Raw genomic sequence first — 16,879 nt, forward strand, 5'->3', positions numbered from 1 at the left:
CATGAGCGAAGGCAACGATCAGGATCAGGGTAAGGGACGCTTGTCCCTGCGGCCGGCGGGCCGGAGGGATGTCGGACGGACGGTTGACGCCGGTTCCGTGCGGCAGAGTTTCAGCCATGGTCGTTCGAAGGTGGTGCAGGTCGAGGTGCGCAAGAAGCGCGGCCCCGGTCCGGCCCCCGCGGGCAGCGGCTCCGGTTCGTCCGGCGGCGGCAGGGCCGGCGGACGGGGCGGCAATGGCGGCCGGGCGCTGACGGCGGCCGAGCTGGCCACCCGCCAGCGCGTCCTTGACGAGCAGCGGCAGGAAGCCGTCCGGCGCGAGCAGGAGCGGCGCGAGCAGGAAAAGATCATGATCCTGTCGGCGGCCGAGGAAGCGCGCCGCCGCGAGGAAGAAGCCCGCCGTGCCGCCGAGGACGCGGCCCGCGAGCAGGAAGAGGCCGACGCCCGTGCGCGGGCCGAGGCCGAGGTGGCGCGCCATGCCCGGCCGCGGCCCGAGCCCGAGGTCGAGCCGCAGGCCGGCAGCGGCCCCGTCGTGTCGGCGGTGCCGATCCCCGGCGAGGTGACGCTGGCGCCGCCGATGGAACGCCTGCGCCCGCTGGCCGAGCGCGCCATCATGCCGGCGCGTCCGGTAACGCCCAGCCGTCCGGCGGCGCCCGCCTCCGCCACGCCGCAGGCGCCCGGCGAGACGCTGCGCCTGCGCACCGGCCGCGCCGCCGAGGGCGACGAGGAACGCCGTCCCGCGCGCCGTCCGGGCGGCGGTGCCGCGCCGTCCCGCAAGCCGTCGGGCGCCACGGCCAAGAAGGGCGGCGACAGCCGCCGGTCGGGCCGTATCGACGTCCAGGCGGCGATCGAGGGGGATGACGACAAGACGCGTTCGCTGGCCTCGGTCCGGCGCCAGCGCGAGCGTGAGCGCCGCCAGGCGGAGCTGGAACGCCTGCGTTCGGACCAGGTGCGTGTGGTGCGCGACGTCGTGCTGCCCGAGACGATCACGGTGCAGGAACTGGCCAACCGCATGGCGGCCCGCCAGGGCGAGGTCATCAAGACCCTGATGAAGATGGGCGTGATGGCCACGGTGACCCAGTCGCTGGACGCCGACACCGCCGAGCTGGTGGTGCAGGAATTCGGCCATCGTGTCCGCCGCGTCGCCGACAGCGACGTCGAGATCGGCATCGAAGGGATCGAGGACCGGCCCGAGGAACTGCAGCCGCGTCCGCCGGTCGTCACGGTCATGGGCCATGTCGACCACGGCAAGACGTCGCTGCTGGACGCGCTGCGCACCACCGACGTGGCGGCGGCCGAGGCCGGCGGCATCACCCAGCATATCGGCGCCTATCAGGTTACGCTGGCCTCCGGGGCCAGGATCACCTTCATCGACACGCCGGGTCACGAGGCGTTTACCGCCATGCGCGCCCGCGGCGCGTCGGTGACCGACGTGGTGGTGCTGGTGGTGGCGGCCGATGACGGGGTGATGCCCCAGACGATCGAGGCCATCAAGCATGCCAAGGCGGCGCACGCGCCGATCGTGGTGGCGATCAACAAGTGCGACAAGCCCGGCGCCAACCCGGACCGGGTGCGGCAGGAACTGCTGTCGCACGAGATCGTGGTCGAAGCGATGGGCGGCGACACCCAGGATGTCGAGGTCTCGGCGCTGAAGCGCACCGGGCTGGACAAGCTGGAGGAAGCCATCCTGCTCCAGGCGGAAATCCTGGACCTGCGCGCCAATCCGCACCGCGTCGCCGAAGGCTCGGTGATCGAAAGCCGGCTGGATCGCGGGCGCGGGCCCGTGGCGACCGTGCTGGTGCAGAAGGGCACGCTGAAGCGCGGCGACATCGTGGTGGCGGGCGCCGAATGGGGCCGCGTGCGCGCGATGCTGGACGACCGCAACCGCCAGGTGCAGGACGCCGGCCCGGCAACCCCGGTCGAGGTGCTGGGCATTGCCGGCGTGCCGGGTGCCGGCGAACCCTTCGTGGTGGTCGAGAACGAGAACCGCGCCCGCGAGATCTCGGAATTCCGCCAGCGGGTGATCAAGGACCGCATGGCGGCCGGGCAGACCGCGGCGCGCGGCACGCTGGACCAGATGCTGGCCCGCATCCAGGCCGGCGCGCAGAAGGAAGTCGCCGTCGTCATCAAGGCCGACGTCCAGGGCTCGGCCGAGGCGCTGCAGGCCACGGTGCTGAAGCTGGAGCACGAGGAGGTCAAGGTCCGCGTGCTGACGGCCGGGGTCGGCCAGATCACCGAAAGCGACGTGCAGTTGGCCAAGGCGTCGGACGCGGTCATCGTCGCGTTCAACGTCCGCGCCACGACGCAGGCCCGCGAACTGGCCCAGCGCGAGGGCGTGGATATCCGCTACTACTCGATCATCTATCAGGTGGCGGACGACGTCGAGCAACTGGTCAAGGGCAAGGTGGCGCCGAAGCACCGCGAGAAGTTCCTGGGCTATGCCGAGATCCGCAAGGTCTTCGACATCACCAAGGTCGGCAAGGTCGCCGGTTGCTACGTCACCGAGGGCGTGGTCAAGCGCGGCTGCGGCGTGCGCCTGCTGCGTGACAACGTCGTCATCCATGAGGGTGAGCTCAGCCAGCTCAAGCGCTTCAAGGACGACGTCAAGGAAGTGGCCCGCGGCTATGAATGCGGCCTGTCCTTCGCCGGGTATAACGACCTGCGCGAGGGCGACATGGTCGAATGCTACGAAATGGAGCTTGTGCCCGCATGAGCCGCCATTCCTCACGCGGGAAGGTGAATGCGGCGGGGCCGGCGGGGAAACTCGCCGGCCAGCCTGCTTCGGGGCCCTCGCAGCGCCAGTTGCGCGTGGCCGAAGAGGTGCGCCGCGTGCTGGCTGACCTGTTCGCGCGGACGGAATTCCGCGATCCCGAACTGGTCGATGTCCGCATCACCGTGACCGAGGTGCGGATTTCACCCGACCTGAAGCACGCCACGGCCTTCGTCGCCCGGCTGGGCCGCAGCGACGTCGAGACCCTGCTGCCGGCGCTGAAGCGCGTGGCGCCGTTCCTGCGCTCGCGCTTGTCCACCGGGCTGCGGCTGCGGGTGGCGCCCGAAATCCATTTCCAGCCCGATACCGCGCTTGATTACGCGATGGAAGTCGATGCGCTGCTGCGCCATCCCGACGTGGCCCGCGACCTGGACTGAAATCCGTCCCGAACGACGGATTGCCGGGCGACCCCGCCCAGGGAATGGCATTCACAGGAATGGCATTCACATGCACGGCGTCCCCACGCACGCCTCCTCAAATTCTGAAAAAGGTTCTGTCTGATGCGACGCAAGCGCGGACGCGCGATCGATGGCTGGCTGGTGATCGACAAACCGTCGGGCATGACCTCGACCGAAATCGTGAACCGGGTGAAGCGCCTGTTCGACGCCCAGAAGGCGGGGCACGGCGGCACGCTGGACCCGCTGGCGACCGGGCTGCTGCCCGTGGCCTTCGGCGCGGCCACCAAGACGGTGCCCTATATCATGGACGGGACCAAGCGCTACCAGTTCACCCTGCGGCTGGGCGAGGCGCGGGATTCCGACGATGCCGACGGCGTGGTGACCGCGACCTCGGACGTGCGCCCCACCGACGCGCAGTTCCGCGACGCCCTGCCGGCCTTTCGCGGCGACATCATGCAGGTGCCGCCGGTCTTCTCGGCCATCAAGGTGGCGGGAGAGCGCGCCTACGACATGGCGCGCGACGGGCGCGCGCCGGATCTGCCGCCCCGGCCGGCCAGGGTCGACCGGTTCGAGCTGGTGGCCCGGCCGGACGCCGACACCGCGATCTTCGAGGTGGAGTCCGGCAAGGGCGTCTATATGCGTTCGCTGGCGCGCGACATCGCCCGGGCCTGCGGCACGGTGGGCCACGTGGCGGCCCTGCGCCGGCTGCGGGTCGGTCCATTTTCCGAGGCGGATGCAATTAAGCTGGACAAAATAGCGACAAGCGACGACAACGCGCCTGCTTCACCGGATCTGCTGCTTCCGGTCGCGACCGCGCTGGCCGACATCCCGGCGCTGGCCCTGACCCACGAAGAAGCGGATGCCCTGTCACACGGGCGGGCGATCAGCCTGCTCGACCTGATGGGGCGGATTCCGGACGCCGTCGATCCCGCGGGCGGGATCGCGCGGGGAATGGACGGGAAGCGGGTGATCGGGCTCTGCCGGCTGGAGGATGGCTGGCTGCGCCCGGACCGTATGCTTTAACCGCATGTGAATGGAGAACACGATGTCGATTACCGCAGAACGCCGCACGACGCTGATCGGCGAATATCAGACCGCCGCCCAGGATACCGGCTCGCCGGAGGTCCAGGTCGCGCTGCTGACCGAACGGATCAACAACCTGACCGAGCACCTGAAGACCCACGCGAAGGATTTCCATTCGCGCCGCGGTCTGCTGATGATGGTCGGCCGCCGTCGCGGCCTGCTGGATTATCTGAAGCGCAAGGACGGGGCGCGGTACCAGGCCCTGATCGGCCGCCTGGGCCTGCGTCGCTGATCTGACGGGCGGCGGGGCGGCGGCCGCGCAGGGCACGGCCGCCGCCCCGCCGCACGGCGCGTTCCGCCGGCGGGGCCGATCCCTTTTGCCCCGCCGGGCCGGAACGGCCATCCCCTGCCCAATCGTGGGCCGGGGCAACATGCTGCCGCCATGTCGGTGGAGACATCCGGACCGGGTCGCAGCGTTTCAGGCCACATGGCGTTCTGGTGGGCGACCATCACACACCATGCCGTCCGAGACGCTGTTTCTTCTCCCTCCGTCCGGGGCCTTCCACCCCATCGGGCCGGCCGCCGGACAGGGAATGTCTGAATGTTCAATTATTATCGCAAGGAAATCGACTGGGGCGGACGTCCGCTGGTGCTGGAGACGGGCAAGATCGCCCGCCAGGCCGACGGCGCCGTCGTCGTGACCTACGGCGACACGGTGGTGCTATGCACCGCCGTCGGCGCCAAGAGCGTCAAGCCGGGGCAGGATTTCTTCCCGCTGACCGTCAATTACCAGGAAAAGGCGTTCGCCGCCGGCAAGATTCCGGGCGGTTTCTTCAAGCGCGAAGGCCGTCCGTCCGAGATCGAGGTGCTGAATTCGCGCTTGATCGACCGTCCGATCCGCCCGCTGTTCCCCGACAATTTCCGCAACGAGGTCCAGGTCGTCGCCACCGTGCTGAGCCACGACCTGGAGAATGACCCGGCCATCGCCGCGCTGGTCGGCTGCTCGGCGGCGCTGACCCTGTCGGGCATTCCGTTCTTCGGCCCCGTCGCGGCCTGCCGCGTCGGCCACCTGAACGGCGAATATGTGCTGAACCCGACCCTGGCCGAAATGAAGGACAGCGCGCTGGACCTGGTGGTCGCCGGGACGTCGGAAGGCGTGCTGATGGTCGAGTCCGAGGCGGGCGAGCTGAGCGAAGAGGTGATGCTGGGCGCCGTGACCTTCGGTCATGCGGCCTTCCAGCCGGTGATCGACGCCATCATCGCGCTGGCCGAGCACGCGGCGAAGGCGCCGTGGGACCTGGCCGAGCCGACGGCCGAGGAAATCGCGCTGCAGCAGCGGGTCGACGCGCTGGGCCGCGCGGCGATCGCCGCCGCCTATCAGGAGCGCGTGAAGCAGGAGCGCTACAAGAAGGTCGGCGCCGCGAAGGAGGCCGTGCTGGCCGGCCTGGCGGCGGAAGGCCTGAACGCCGACGCGGCCAAGCCGATGCTGAAGGAGCTGGAAGCCGACGTGGTGCGCAGCGCCGTGCTGGATACCGGCCTGCGCATCGACGGGCGCGACCTGAAGACGGTCCGCCCGATCGTGTCCGAGGTCGGCATCCTGCCGCGCGCCCATGGCTCGGCCCTGTTCACCCGCGGCGAGACCCAGGCCCTGGTCGTCGCCACGCTGGGCACCGCCCAGGACGAGCAGGTGATCGACGCGCTGGAAGGCGAATACCGCACCAATTTCATGCTGCACTATAATTTCCCGCCTTATTCGGTGGGCGAGTGCGGCCGCATGGGCTCGCCCGGCCGGCGCGAGATCGGGCACGGCAAGCTGGCCTGGCGCGCGGTGCATCCGCTGCTGCCCGGCAAGGACGCCTTCCCCTACACGATGCGCATCGTCTCCGAGATCACCGAGAGCAACGGGTCGTCCTCGATGGCCACGGTGTGCGGCACCTCGCTGGCGCTGATGGATGCCGGCGTGCCGCTGCGCCGCCCGGTGGCCGGCATCGCCATGGGGCTGATCAAGGAAGATCGCGGTTTCGCCGTGCTGTCCGACATCCTGGGGGATGAGGATCACCTGGGCGACATGGACTTCAAGGTCGCGGGCACCGAGCTGGGCGTCACCTCGCTGCAGATGGACATCAAGATCACCTCGATCACGCCCGAGATCATGAAGATCGCGCTGGAACAGGCGCGCGAGGGCCGGCTGCACATCCTGGGCGAGATGGCCAAGGCGCTGACCGAAGGCCGCGCCGACGTCTCGGCCTCGGCGCCGAAGATCACCACGATCTCCGTGCCCAAGGAAAAGATCCGCGACGTGATCGGCCAGGGCGGAAAGGTGATCCGCGAGATCGTTGAATATTCGGGTGCGAAGATCGACATCAACGACGACGGCACGATCATGATCGCCGCCACGTCCGAAGATCAGGCCGCCAAGGCGATCGAGCGGATCCGCGGCATCGTGGCCGAGCCCGAACTGGGGGCGATCTATACCGGCAAGGTGGTCAAGACCGCCGATTTCGGCGCGTTCGTGAACTTCCTGGGCGCGCGCGACGGCCTGGTCCATATTTCGGAACTGTCGCAGGGCCGGGTGGCGAAGACCACCGACGTGGTCAACCAGGGCGACGTGGTGAAGGTGAAGGTCCTGGGCTTCGACGATCGCGGCAAGGTGAAGCTGTCGATGCGGGTGGTCGATCAGGAAACCGGCGCCGACATCACCGAGACCGTGGGCGCCAAGCCGGGCCGTCCGCCGGCACGCTGAGTACGGCGGGCCGGGCGCGGCGGCCGGACGACGGGTCCGCGCCGCCGCCGCGCGGCTGTCCGTTCCGTATGGGGCGCCCCATATCAGCCCCGTAAGGGCCATGGCTACCAGGCGCCGGCCGCTTCCGCCGGCGCGATGACGATAGGGTAATGATGAAGGCGATCAATGCGATCCGGATGGGCGGGGTGGATGTCCTGCCGCTGGTCGAGGGCGGAAAGGGCGTGTCGGTGTCGACCGGCATATCATCCGGGCACTGGGCGGCGGCGGGAGGCGCCGGCACGGTGTCGATCGTCAATGCCGATTCCTACGATGCCGAAGGCCGGCCGGTGCCGCAGGTCTATCATGGCCGCACCCGGCGCGAGCGGCATGAGGAACTGGTGGAATACGCCATTCGCGGCGGCATCGCCCAGGCCCGCATCGCCCACGAGGTGTCCGGCGGGCGCGGGCGCGTCCATGCCAACATCCTGTGGGAAATGGGCGCGGCCGAGCGCGTGATCAGCGGCGTGCTGGAAGGCGCGCCGGGCCTGATCCACGGCCTGACCTGCGGGGCGGGCATGCCCTATCGCCTGTCCGAGATCGCGGCGACGTTCGGCATCCATTACTACCCGATCGTATCCTCGGCGCGGGCCTTCAACGCGCTGTGGAAACGGTCCTTCCACAAGACGTCGGACCTGCTGGGCGGCGTGGTGTACGAAGACCCCTGGCGGGCCGGCGGCCATAACGGCCTGTCGAACACCGAGGATCCGCGCACGCCCGAGGACCCGATGCCGCGCGTGCTGGAACTGCGCAGGCTGATGCGCCAGTTCGGCCTGCACGACACGCCGATCATCATGGCCGGCGGCGTGTGGTGGCTGGAGGAATGGCAGGACTGGATCGACAATCCGGAACTGGGGCCGATCGCCTTCCAGTTCGGCACCAGGCCGCTGCTGACCCGCGAGAGCCCGATCCCCGAGGCGTGGAAGCGCAGGCTGCGCACGCTCAAGAAGGGGGATGTGTTCCTCAACCGCTTCTCGCCCACCGGATTCTATTCCTCGGCGGTGAACAACCCGTTCCTGCGGGAATTGCAGGCGCGCTCCGAACGCCAGGTCGCCTATTCGACCGAACCGGTCGGCGAGCATACCGCGTCCTATGGCGTGGGGGCGCGGGCCCGCCAGGTCTTCATGACCGAGGCCGACCGCGAGCATGTCCGCCTGTGGGAATCCCAGGGCTTCACCGAGGCAATGCGCACGCCGGACTCCACCCTGATCTTCGTGACCCGGGACCAGGCGCGCGAGATCCTGGCCGACCAGGTGGCCTGCATGGGCTGCCTGTCGGAATGCCGCTTCTCGAACTGGAGCCAGCGCGGGCCGGACTTCACCAACGGGCACAAGGCCGATCCGCGCTCGTTCTGCATCCAGAAGACATTGCAGACGATCGCCCACGCCCACGGGGACGACGCCGAGGCGGCGATGGACGACAACCTGATGTTCGGCGGCACCAATGCGTGGCGCTTCGCCACCGACCCGTTCTATGCCGACGGCTTCGTGCCGACGGTCGGCCAGCTCGTCGCGCAGATCCTGACCGGACGCTGATCGCGCGGCGCCCTCGCCTCGCCTCGCCTCGAAGGCTCAGCGCACCGGGGGCGGCGCCAGGAACACAGTCCTGTCCGGGCCGGCGAACAGCGGAACATAGCCCGCCGCGCGAAGCGGCGCGTCCACCGGGTCGCGGCCGCGCTGGGCCAGGGCCTCGCGATGGCGTCCGCCGGCCATATTGAGTTCGACCAGCCCGAAGACATGCCGCCCGGCCATCGCGTCCAGCGGAAAGGTCTGCCGCCCGACCAGCATGGCCTGGGTCAGGTTGAAGAAATCGACCGTCTCGTCCTTGCCGGCCCAATAGCACAGGGCCAGCGTTTCGCAGGCGGCCGGCCCCGGCGCGGCGCGCAGCCGGCCGATCGCCGCCTGCCATTGCCCGGTCTCGGCGGGCCGGGCGCGGACGGCGTCCAGGTCGTGCGCCAGGCGAAACGGCGCGATCGCCAGGGCCGGCATGGCGGCGACCAGCGCCAGCCGCGCCGGGGACAGGCGCCAGCGCCCGAAGCCCAGCCGTCCGAAGCCCAGCCGCCAGAACCGCCCATCCGCCGGGTCGCGCGCCAGGACCAGCCCCGTCGCCAGGCAGGCGGCGATCAGGGTCTCGAACTGCGCGTTGTAATTGACGCCGTCGCCCAGGCGCTGGGCCAGTCCCGTCACCAGCGCCAGGGCCAGGAACAACAGGACCAGCACGCGGCCCCGCCCCGCCGGCGTGCCGCCCCCGCCGGGGGCCGGACGCAGCCAGAGCAGCCCGGCCGCCAGCAGCGGGCCGGCCATGGCCGGCAATTTGGCCACCCCGTCCAGGACCTGGCGCGCCGACAGGACCCGGTCATGATGCAGCAGGTCGGTCAGGAAGGCAGGGCCGTACAGCCAGCGCGCCAGCGCAAAGCCCCCCAGCACCGCGACAAGCCCGGCGCCGCACCACGCCGCCAGGGCCCGCCGGTCATGCCAGGCCAGCCAGGCGGTGGCGGCCAGCGGCAGGGCGATCAGGTTATGTTTCACAAACCCGCCGGCCGCGACCAGCAGCGCCGCCAGGACGGCGCGGCGGACCGACGGCGCGGCCGGACGCGGACCGCCGAGCAGGACGGCAAGCCCCCCCAGCATCAGGGCATGGGCCAGCCATTGCGGGTCGTCGATCCCGACATAGGCGGAAAACCCGGTGCAGACGAAAAGCGGCAGCATCAGTCCGGCCGCCAGGGCCGCGTCCCGCCGGCCGCCCATCCGCCGGACGCAGCACGCGACCAGGGCGCCGCCGGCCAGCAGCGCGGCCAGGGCGACGATCCGGCCGGCCACGATCATGTCGCCGGTCAGCCTGCCCAGCAGGCCCACCAGCGGAAAGGACAGCGGTGGGTAGTTATTGAACACCATGCTGCCCGGCGGCGGATAGAGCGGCCGTGCCGGATCGTGCGCCAGGGCCCGCAGCGCCAGATAGGCGTTCCAGCCCTCGTTATAGTTCGTCGAGACATGGTCGGGCAGCGCCAGCAGCGGCGCCGTCAGCAGCAAAGCCAGCAGCAGGACGCCGGGCGGCAGCAGCCGCGCCAGCCCGGACAGGCCGGCCAGCCGTGCGAGCGGGCCGCCGGCCGCGCGAAGCGCCGCATCACCCGCCGCACGCGGGGCGTCGGCGGGTGCCGTCACGGATGGGCCGGCGGCAGGCAATCGTCACGGAACCGGACGAAGGCCAGGGCGCGGTGGCTGATCGCGTTCTTCTCGGCCTCGGGCATCTCGGCAAAGGTGCGTGCCTCGCCCACGGGCTGAAAGACCGGGTCGTAGCCGTGGCCGTTGCCGCCGCGCGGCGGCCAGGCGATCCGGCCGTCGATCCGGCCCTCGAAGGTACGCAGCGTGCCGTCCGGCCAGGCCAGGCAGAGGACCGAGATGAACCAGGCCGCGCGGTCCGGATTGCCGCCGATGCCGGCATGGATGCGCGCCATGGCGGCGGGGAAATCCTTCGCCGGGCCGGCCCAGCGGGCGGAATAGATGCCGGGCGCGCCGTCCAGGGCCGCGACGCACAGGCCGGAATCGTCGGCCAGGGCCGGCAGGTTGCTGGCCGTGGCGGCGGCCCGCGCCTTCAGCGCCGCATTGCCGGCGAAGCTGTCGGCGGTTTCCTCGGGTTCGGGCAGGCCGAGCTGCCCGGCCGATACCAGGGTGACGCCGTGACCGGCCAGCAGGGCGGAGAATTCGGCCAGCTTGCCGGCATTGTGGCTGGCCAGGACCAGCGTGTCGCCGGCGGCCAGGCGACGCGTGTCGGATATCGTCATCGGGGTGACTCCGTTCGGGCCGCTATTCAGGGGGTTTCCGGCGGCGGGGCCCCCAGGGCAGCATCGACCGCTGCGCGCTGGGCCGCGAACAACGGCACGGTGCCGGCTTGCGCCAGGGCCAGCAGGGCCTCGAACTGCGCCTGCGAGAACGGCGCATGTTCCGCCGTGCCCTGGATTTCGACGATGCCGCCGGTTTCGGTCAGCACGAAATTGGCGTCGGCGGCGGCGGTGCTGTCCTCGTCGTAATCCAGGTCCAGCACCGGGCCGGCTTGCGTCAGCCCGCAGGAGACCGCGGCGACCTGGGCCCGCAGCGGCAACCGGGCCAGCACCCGGTTGCGCACCAGCTTGTCCAGGGCCAGGCGCAACGCGACCCAGCCCCCGGTGATCGCGGCGCAGCGCGTGCCGCCATCGGCGTTCAGCACGTCGCAATCGACGGTGATCGACATCTCGCCCAACGCCGCCAGATCCACCACCGCGCGCAGCGAACGGCCGATCAGGCGCTGGATTTCCTGGGTGCGGCCCGATTGCCTGCCCTTCGCCGCCTCGCGGCCGCCGCGGGTGTGGGTCGCGCGCGGCAGCATGCCGTATTCGGCGGTCACCCAGCCCTTGCCCTGGCCGCGCAGAAAGGGCGGCACCCGCGATTCGACGGTGGCCGCGCACAGGATCTCGGTCCCGCCGACGCGGATCAGGGCCGATCCTTCGGCGTGGCGGGCGAAACCCGTCTCGATGGAAACGGGGCGCATCGCGTCGGGCGCGCGGCCCGAAGGGCGGGGGGTCATGGGATCGGCTCTCCGGATCGGCGGGCTTGTGTCGGTGACCGGGCGGAGATAACCCGAGCCTGGGGGCGATTGCCAGTCCCCGTTACATTCCTTCCCCGTCACATTCCTTTCCCGTCACGTTCCCCCGTCACATTTCCCCTCCGTTCTTGTCACGCGCGCGCCGGCGCGCCAGATTTATGCCGATCGTTCTGTCCGGGCGCCAAGGAGGACAAGGAATATGGATCTGGGTCTGCCGGTCTCGCGCCCCGCCCTGCCGCCGGGACTGGATGCACGCTCGGCGGCGATCCTGCGCGAAATCGTCGAGCAATATGTGGAAACCGGCGAGCCGGTGGGCTCGCGCACCCTGTCGCGGCGGCTGCCGCTGTCGCTGTCGCCGGCGACGATCCGCAACGTCATGGCCGACCTGACCGAGGCCGGGCTGCTGTTCTCGCCCCATGCGTCCGCCGGGCGGCTGCCGACGGAAAAGGGGGTGCGGCTGTTCGTCGACGGATTGCTGCAGTTCGGCAGCCTGGCCGACGACGAGCGCGATGCGATCACCCGCGCGCTCGAGATCAGGGGCCGCTCGCTGCAGGACATGCTGTCCGAGGCGTCGTCGATGTTGTCGGGCCTGTCCTCGGCCGCCGGGCTGGTGCTGGCGCCCAAGAGCGACGGGGCCGTGAAGCATATCGAATTCGTTGCGCTGGGCCCGGGCCGCGCGCTGGTCGTCCTGGTCGGGGCGGACGGACAGGTCGAGAACCGGGTGATCGAGACTCCGCCGGGCCTGCCGCCCTCGGCCTTGGTCGAGGCCGCGAACTATCTGAACGCCCACCTGGCCGGCCGCACGCTGGAGGCACTGCGCGACCATGTGCGCGCCGACATGGCGGCCAATCGCAGCGAACTGCACCACTTGACCGCCGAAGTGGTGGCCAGCGGCCTGGCGACCTGGAGCGAAGCCGATCGCGGCGGCACATTGTTCCTGCGCGGGCAGGCGCGGCTGCTGGCCGACGTGACGGAAATCGAGCGCCTGTCGACCATCCAGATGCTGTTCGACCGGCTGGAAACGCAGGAAACCATGCTGCGCCTGCTGGAACTGGCGCAGGAATCCGAGGGCGTGCGGATCTTCATCGGGGCGGAAAGCGGATTGTTCGGCCTGTCGGGCATGTCGGTGGTGGTGGCGCCGGCACGGACCGACAGCAACCGGATCGTCGGCGCGATCGGGGTGATCGGCCCCACACGCATCAATTACGGGCGCATCATCCCGGTGGTGGATTATACTGCGCGCGTCATCGGCAGGATGCTGGGCTGACGGTCCGGCATCCGGCCGGACCTGCCTTGCTGCTGCCATCTTCTGTTCCTACGGCTGGACGCGGTTCCGGTCATCCCCGAGCGAGGAGGTCGTGCATGTCCCATCCCGACGCCAGGCAGGCGGGCCTGTTCCCGATCGGCGGCGACCTTCCGGTGGCGCGCATGGGCTTCGGCGCCATGCGGATCACCGGCCCCGGCATCTGGGGCGATCCCCCGGACCGCGCGCGGGCGCTGGCCACGCTGCGCCGCGCGGCGGCGTGCGGCGTCACCCTGATCGACACCGCCGACAGCTACGGCCCCTATGTCAGCGAGGACCTGATCCGGGCGGCGCTGTATCCGTATGACGGGCTGGTGATCGCCACCAAGGGCGGCCACACCCGTCACGGGCCCAATGTCTGGCGGCCGGTCGGCAATCCCGACTATCTGCGGCAATGCGTGCTCATGAGCATGCGCCGCCTGGGCGTGGCGCGGATCGATCTGTGGCAGTTGCATCGCGTGGGTCCCGACTGCCCGCCCGAAACGCAGTTCCAGGCGATCGCCGAGATGCGGCAGGAAGGACTGATCCGCCATGTCGGCCTGTCGGAAGTGTCGGTCGAGATGATCGAGCGCGCCCGCCGCTTCTTCCCGGTCGCGACGGTGCAGAACCGCTATAACCTGGTCAACCGGCTGTCCGAGGACGTGCTGGACTATTGCGTCGCGCACGATATCGGCTTCATCCCCTGGGCGCCGCTGGCCGCGGGCGGCCTGGCCCACGCCCATGGCGCGCTGACCCGGGTGGCGCGGGATCTGGGGGCGACCACCGGGCAGGTCGCGCTGGCCTGGCTGCTGCGCCGCGCGCCGGTGATGCTGCCGATCCCCGGCACCGGCAGCCCCGACCATGTCGACGAGAACGTCGCCGCCGCCGGGCTGACGCTGGACGACGCCACCTTCGCCCATCTGGACCAGGAAGGCCGCGCCGAGTGGCGCAGGCTGTCCGGGTCGTGATACCCGCCGGCACGGCAAGGGGCGACGCGGGCGCGGGACGGTGCTAGTGTCCCGCAACCGCAGGGCCCCGGATTGCGGGGCCGAAATGGACACAAGTTAAAACAGGTTAAAACAGTATCCTGGTGGACTGCTTCTCTCTGAAATCCGCATGCGGACCGCGAAGGCAGAACATCGGGACAGCGCCCCGGCCGGTGCCCGCCGGCGGCGCGCCGTGATGGATCAGGCCCTGTTGCACATTGCCCCGTTGGACCTCGGATGAATTTTCCTAATGGATCAGGCCCTCATGGATCAGGCCATGACGGCCGGATGCTCGTGACCTCGCGCGCCGGTGGCGACGCCGCCGGCGGTCCGCCCGGCGCGGCCCCCCGCGCGCGGGGGTTCGGCCTGGGCGGGTCCGGCGGGCCGCGCCGGCCGCGCTATCGCCTGGTACGGCGCCTGCTGGGGGGCGGCCTGGCGCTGCTGCTGCTGGTCGTCGCGGCCGGCAGCCTGGCGGTATGGACGAAATACGAGCAGTTGGTGGCCGACCTGCCGACCGTGGACGGGCTGCGGACCTATCAGCCCCCGGTGATGAGCCGCCTTTATTCCGGCGACGACCGGGTGATGGCGGAACTGGCGGCGGAACGCCGGATCTTCGTGCCCTATGCCGCCATCCCGGACCGGGTGAAGAACGCCTTCATCGCGGTCGAGGACCAGAAATTCTACAGCCATGGCGGCGTCGATCCGTTCGCGATCGCCCGGGCCGCGCTGACCGATCTGACGATGCGCAAGGGGCGGCGTCCGCTCGGCGCCTCGACCATCACGCAGCAGGTGGCGCGCGTCATGCTGCTGGGCTCGAACGCCGTGTCGCTCGCGCGCAAGGCCAAGGAAGCCCTGCTGGCGATCCGCATCGAGCAGACCCTGTCCAAGGACAAGATCCTGGAGATCTATCTGAACGAGATCTATCTGGGGGCCGGGGCCTATGGCGTGGGGGCGGCGGCCCAGACCTATTTCAACAAGCCGCTGGACCAACTGGACATCGCGCAGGCCGCCTTCCTGGGGGGGCTGCCGAAATCGCCGACCAACTATAATCCGTACCGCTATCCCGAGCAGGCCAAGGAACGCCGCGATTTCGTGCTGCAGCGCATGGCCGAGGTCGGGGCGATCACCTGGGACGAGGCCCGCGCCGCGCAGGCCGAGCCGCTGATGCCGCAATCCTTCGTCCGGCCCGGGCCGGTCCCGGGTTCGGAATGGTTCGCCGAAGAGGTGCGCCGCCAGTTGATCGAGCGCTACGGCCAGGACATGACGATGCAGGGCGGGCTGGCGGTGCACACCAGCCTGGATCCGCACCTGCAGCAGATCGCGACCAAGGCGGTGCGCGACGGGCTGATGGCCTATGACCGCGCGCATGGCGGCTGGCGCGGGCCGGTCGGCCATCTGGACGATGTCGCCGTCGCCCGCGCGACGGTGACCGGCGACTGGCAGGGCGCCCTGGTCCACGCCGCCCCGCCCCCGGGCATGCTGAATGCCTGGCGCCTGGCGGTGGTGCTGTCGCCGGCGACGGGCGAGGTCGGCTGGCTGGACGGATTGCCCGCCCAGCCCACGCCGCGCACCGGCCGGCTGCTGGCCCGCGACCTGGCATGGGCCCGGCGTTTCCGCCTGCCGCGCGCGGGCGACCTGGTGCTGATCGAACCCCAGGCCGACGGCGGCGGGGTCGCCCTGCGGCAGATCCCGCATGTCGAGGGCGCGCTGGTGACGATGGACGTGCATAGCGGCCGGGTGCTGGCGATGGTCGGCGGCTGGTCGTTCAACGCGTCGCAGTTCAACCGCGCCACCCAGGCGCTGCGCCAGCCCGGATCGTCCTTCAAGCCGTTCGTCTATCTGACGGCGATGGAGCAGGGGATCTCGCCGTCGCAGAAATTCGACGACTCGCCCGTCTCGTACGGAAGCTGGCACCCGAACAATTACGAGAAGGATTTCTGGGGCCCAACGACGCTGCATGACGCGCTGCGGGAATCGCGCAACCTGGTGACGATCCGCCTGGCGGCGCATATCGGCATGAAGTCGGTGGCCGACATGGCGATCAGGCTGCACCTGGTCGACGCCATGCCGCACGTCCTGCCCGCCGCCCTGGGCGCGGTGGAAACCACCGTCCTGCGTGAGGCCGGGGCCTATGCCGCCATCGCGGCGGGCGGGCGGCTGGTCACGCCCACCCTGATCGACGACGTGCAGGATCGCGACGGCCATGTGCTATGGCGGCCGGCGGGCCTGGGCCTGGCGGCGGCCGCGCCGCAGGCCGCACCGGCCGCGGCGCCCGGAACACCGCCTGGAACGCCGCCTGGCGTCGTGCCGGATGCTCCGGCTCCCGCCCCCGCCACGCCACCGGCGGCCGCCGTGCCCGGCGGGGGCGTGGAGGCGGTTCCGGCGGACGGGCCGCTGCTGGCCGACACGCGACCGCAGATCGCCTCGCCGGAAAGCAGCTTCCAGATCCTGAGCATGATGGAGGACGTGATCCGGCAGGGCACCGGCAAGCCGGCCGGCGATGGGATCGACCGGCCGATCGCGGGCAAGACCGGCACCAGCCAGGATTTCAACGATGCCTGGTTCGCGGGGTTCTCGCCCGACATCGTCACCGTCGTCTGGGTCGGGTTCGACGCGCCGCAAAGCCTGGGCAAGAACGAGACCGGCGGCAACATCGCCGGCCCGATCTGGAACCAGGTGATGAAGGCGGTGCTGGCCGACCGGCCCAGGCTGGATTTCCCGGTGCCCCCGGGGGTGACGCTGGCGCGCTACGACACCGGCCGGGTGATGGCGGTGGACGCGTTCAAGCCCGACCAGATTCCGGGCGTCAGCGCCGATCTGTATGCGAACGTGACCGGCGCGCTGACGGCCGCCGACACGGGGGCCGAGAACATGCCGGATTCCGAAAGCGACATGGCGGCCTCACCCACTGCCGGAGCCCAGGGCACCACGGCGCCGGATACGACGGTACCGGGCACGACGGTGCCGGGTACGGCGGCGACGGCCGGACAGCCCAAGGTCCCGCCGCAACCGGCCGGCGGGGGTGACATCGGCATGGGCGGGCTGTATTGACGCGGCGCATCGCCC

General features: G+C 70.5%; 12 protein-coding genes. 9 read left to right on the forward strand and 3 right to left on the reverse strand.

Features of this window, described 5'->3' with window-relative positions; translation table 11 throughout:
- Position 1 precedes the first annotated feature (1 nt).
- The 6 genes from infB to AAC691_RS14940 all read left to right on the forward strand — a co-directional run bounded on the left by infB (position 2) and on the right by AAC691_RS14940 (position 8,502).
- Positions 2-2,710, forward strand: coding sequence for a translation initiation factor IF-2 (gene infB / locus AAC691_RS14915; protein WP_342627473.1), 2,709 nt, complete (start codon positions 2-4; stop codon positions 2,708-2,710).
- Positions 2,707-3,144 (forward strand): 30S ribosome-binding factor RbfA, encoded by a 438-nt coding sequence (gene rbfA, locus AAC691_RS14920; protein ID WP_176640866.1) that lies wholly within the window; start codon positions 2,707-2,709, stop codon positions 3,142-3,144. The genes infB and rbfA overlap by 4 nt, the downstream gene beginning before the upstream one ends.
- 123 nt (positions 3,145-3,267) lie before the next feature.
- Positions 3,268-4,188 (forward strand): tRNA pseudouridine(55) synthase TruB, encoded by a 921-nt coding sequence (truB, locus tag AAC691_RS14925; protein ID WP_323989204.1) that lies wholly within the window; start codon positions 3,268-3,270, stop codon positions 4,186-4,188.
- Positions 4,189-4,210: 22 nt separating this feature from the next.
- On the forward strand, positions 4,211-4,480 hold the full coding sequence (gene rpsO, locus AAC691_RS14930) for a 30S ribosomal protein S15 (RefSeq protein ID WP_176641329.1): 270 nt from the start codon (positions 4,211-4,213) through the stop codon (positions 4,478-4,480).
- Between the two features lie 309 nt (positions 4,481-4,789).
- Complete coding sequence (gene pnp / locus AAC691_RS14935; RefSeq protein ID WP_323989202.1) at positions 4,790-6,931, forward strand: polyribonucleotide nucleotidyltransferase; 2,142 nt, start codon at positions 4,790-4,792, stop codon at positions 6,929-6,931.
- 152 nt (positions 6,932-7,083) lie between these two features.
- The gene (locus AAC691_RS14940; protein WP_176641346.1) at positions 7,084-8,502 is read left to right on the forward strand and encodes a nitronate monooxygenase family protein; all 1,419 of its coding nucleotides are present in this window, start codon (positions 7,084-7,086) and stop codon (positions 8,500-8,502) included.
- Between the two features lie 36 nt (positions 8,503-8,538).
- Here AAC691_RS14940 and AAC691_RS14945 read toward each other — a convergent pair whose 3' ends face one another.
- Genes AAC691_RS14945 through rph form a run of 3 tightly spaced genes read right to left on the reverse strand, consistent with a single transcriptional unit; the run spans position 8,539 to position 11,527 of the window.
- A complete protein-coding gene (locus tag AAC691_RS14945) occupies positions 8,539-10,128 on the reverse strand; it encodes a hypothetical protein (protein WP_342627474.1) in 1,590 nt (529 codons plus the stop codon).
- Positions 10,125-10,748, reverse strand: coding sequence for an RdgB/HAM1 family non-canonical purine NTP pyrophosphatase (gene rdgB, locus AAC691_RS14950; protein ID WP_323989200.1), 624 nt, complete (start codon positions 10,746-10,748; stop codon positions 10,125-10,127). Before rdgB ends, AAC691_RS14945 begins: the two co-directional genes overlap by 4 nt.
- 26 nt (positions 10,749-10,774) lie before the next feature.
- Complete coding sequence (gene rph / locus AAC691_RS14955) at positions 10,775-11,527, reverse strand: ribonuclease PH (RefSeq protein WP_342627475.1); 753 nt, start codon at positions 11,525-11,527, stop codon at positions 10,775-10,777.
- Between the two features lie 217 nt (positions 11,528-11,744).
- Here rph and hrcA point away from each other — a divergent pair, with 217 nt between their 5' ends.
- The 3 genes from hrcA (at position 11,745) to AAC691_RS14970 (ending at position 16,864) form a co-directional block, all read left to right on the forward strand.
- Positions 11,745-12,812 (forward strand): heat-inducible transcriptional repressor HrcA, encoded by a 1,068-nt coding sequence (hrcA, locus tag AAC691_RS14960; protein ID WP_176641317.1) that lies wholly within the window; start codon positions 11,745-11,747, stop codon positions 12,810-12,812.
- A gap of 95 nt (positions 12,813-12,907) precedes the next feature.
- Positions 12,908-13,795, forward strand: coding sequence for an aldo/keto reductase (locus AAC691_RS14965; RefSeq protein ID WP_342627476.1), 888 nt, complete (start codon positions 12,908-12,910; stop codon positions 13,793-13,795).
- A 306-nt stretch (positions 13,796-14,101) separates the two neighbouring features.
- On the forward strand, positions 14,102-16,864 hold the full coding sequence (locus AAC691_RS14970) for a PBP1A family penicillin-binding protein (RefSeq protein ID WP_342627477.1): 2,763 nt from the start codon (positions 14,102-14,104) through the stop codon (positions 16,862-16,864).
- Positions 16,865-16,879 lie beyond the last annotated feature (15 nt).

It is taken from the genome of Nguyenibacter vanlangensis, from assembly GCF_038719015.1.
Classification (GTDB): Bacteria; Pseudomonadota; Alphaproteobacteria; order Acetobacterales; family Acetobacteraceae; genus Gluconacetobacter; species Gluconacetobacter vanlangensis.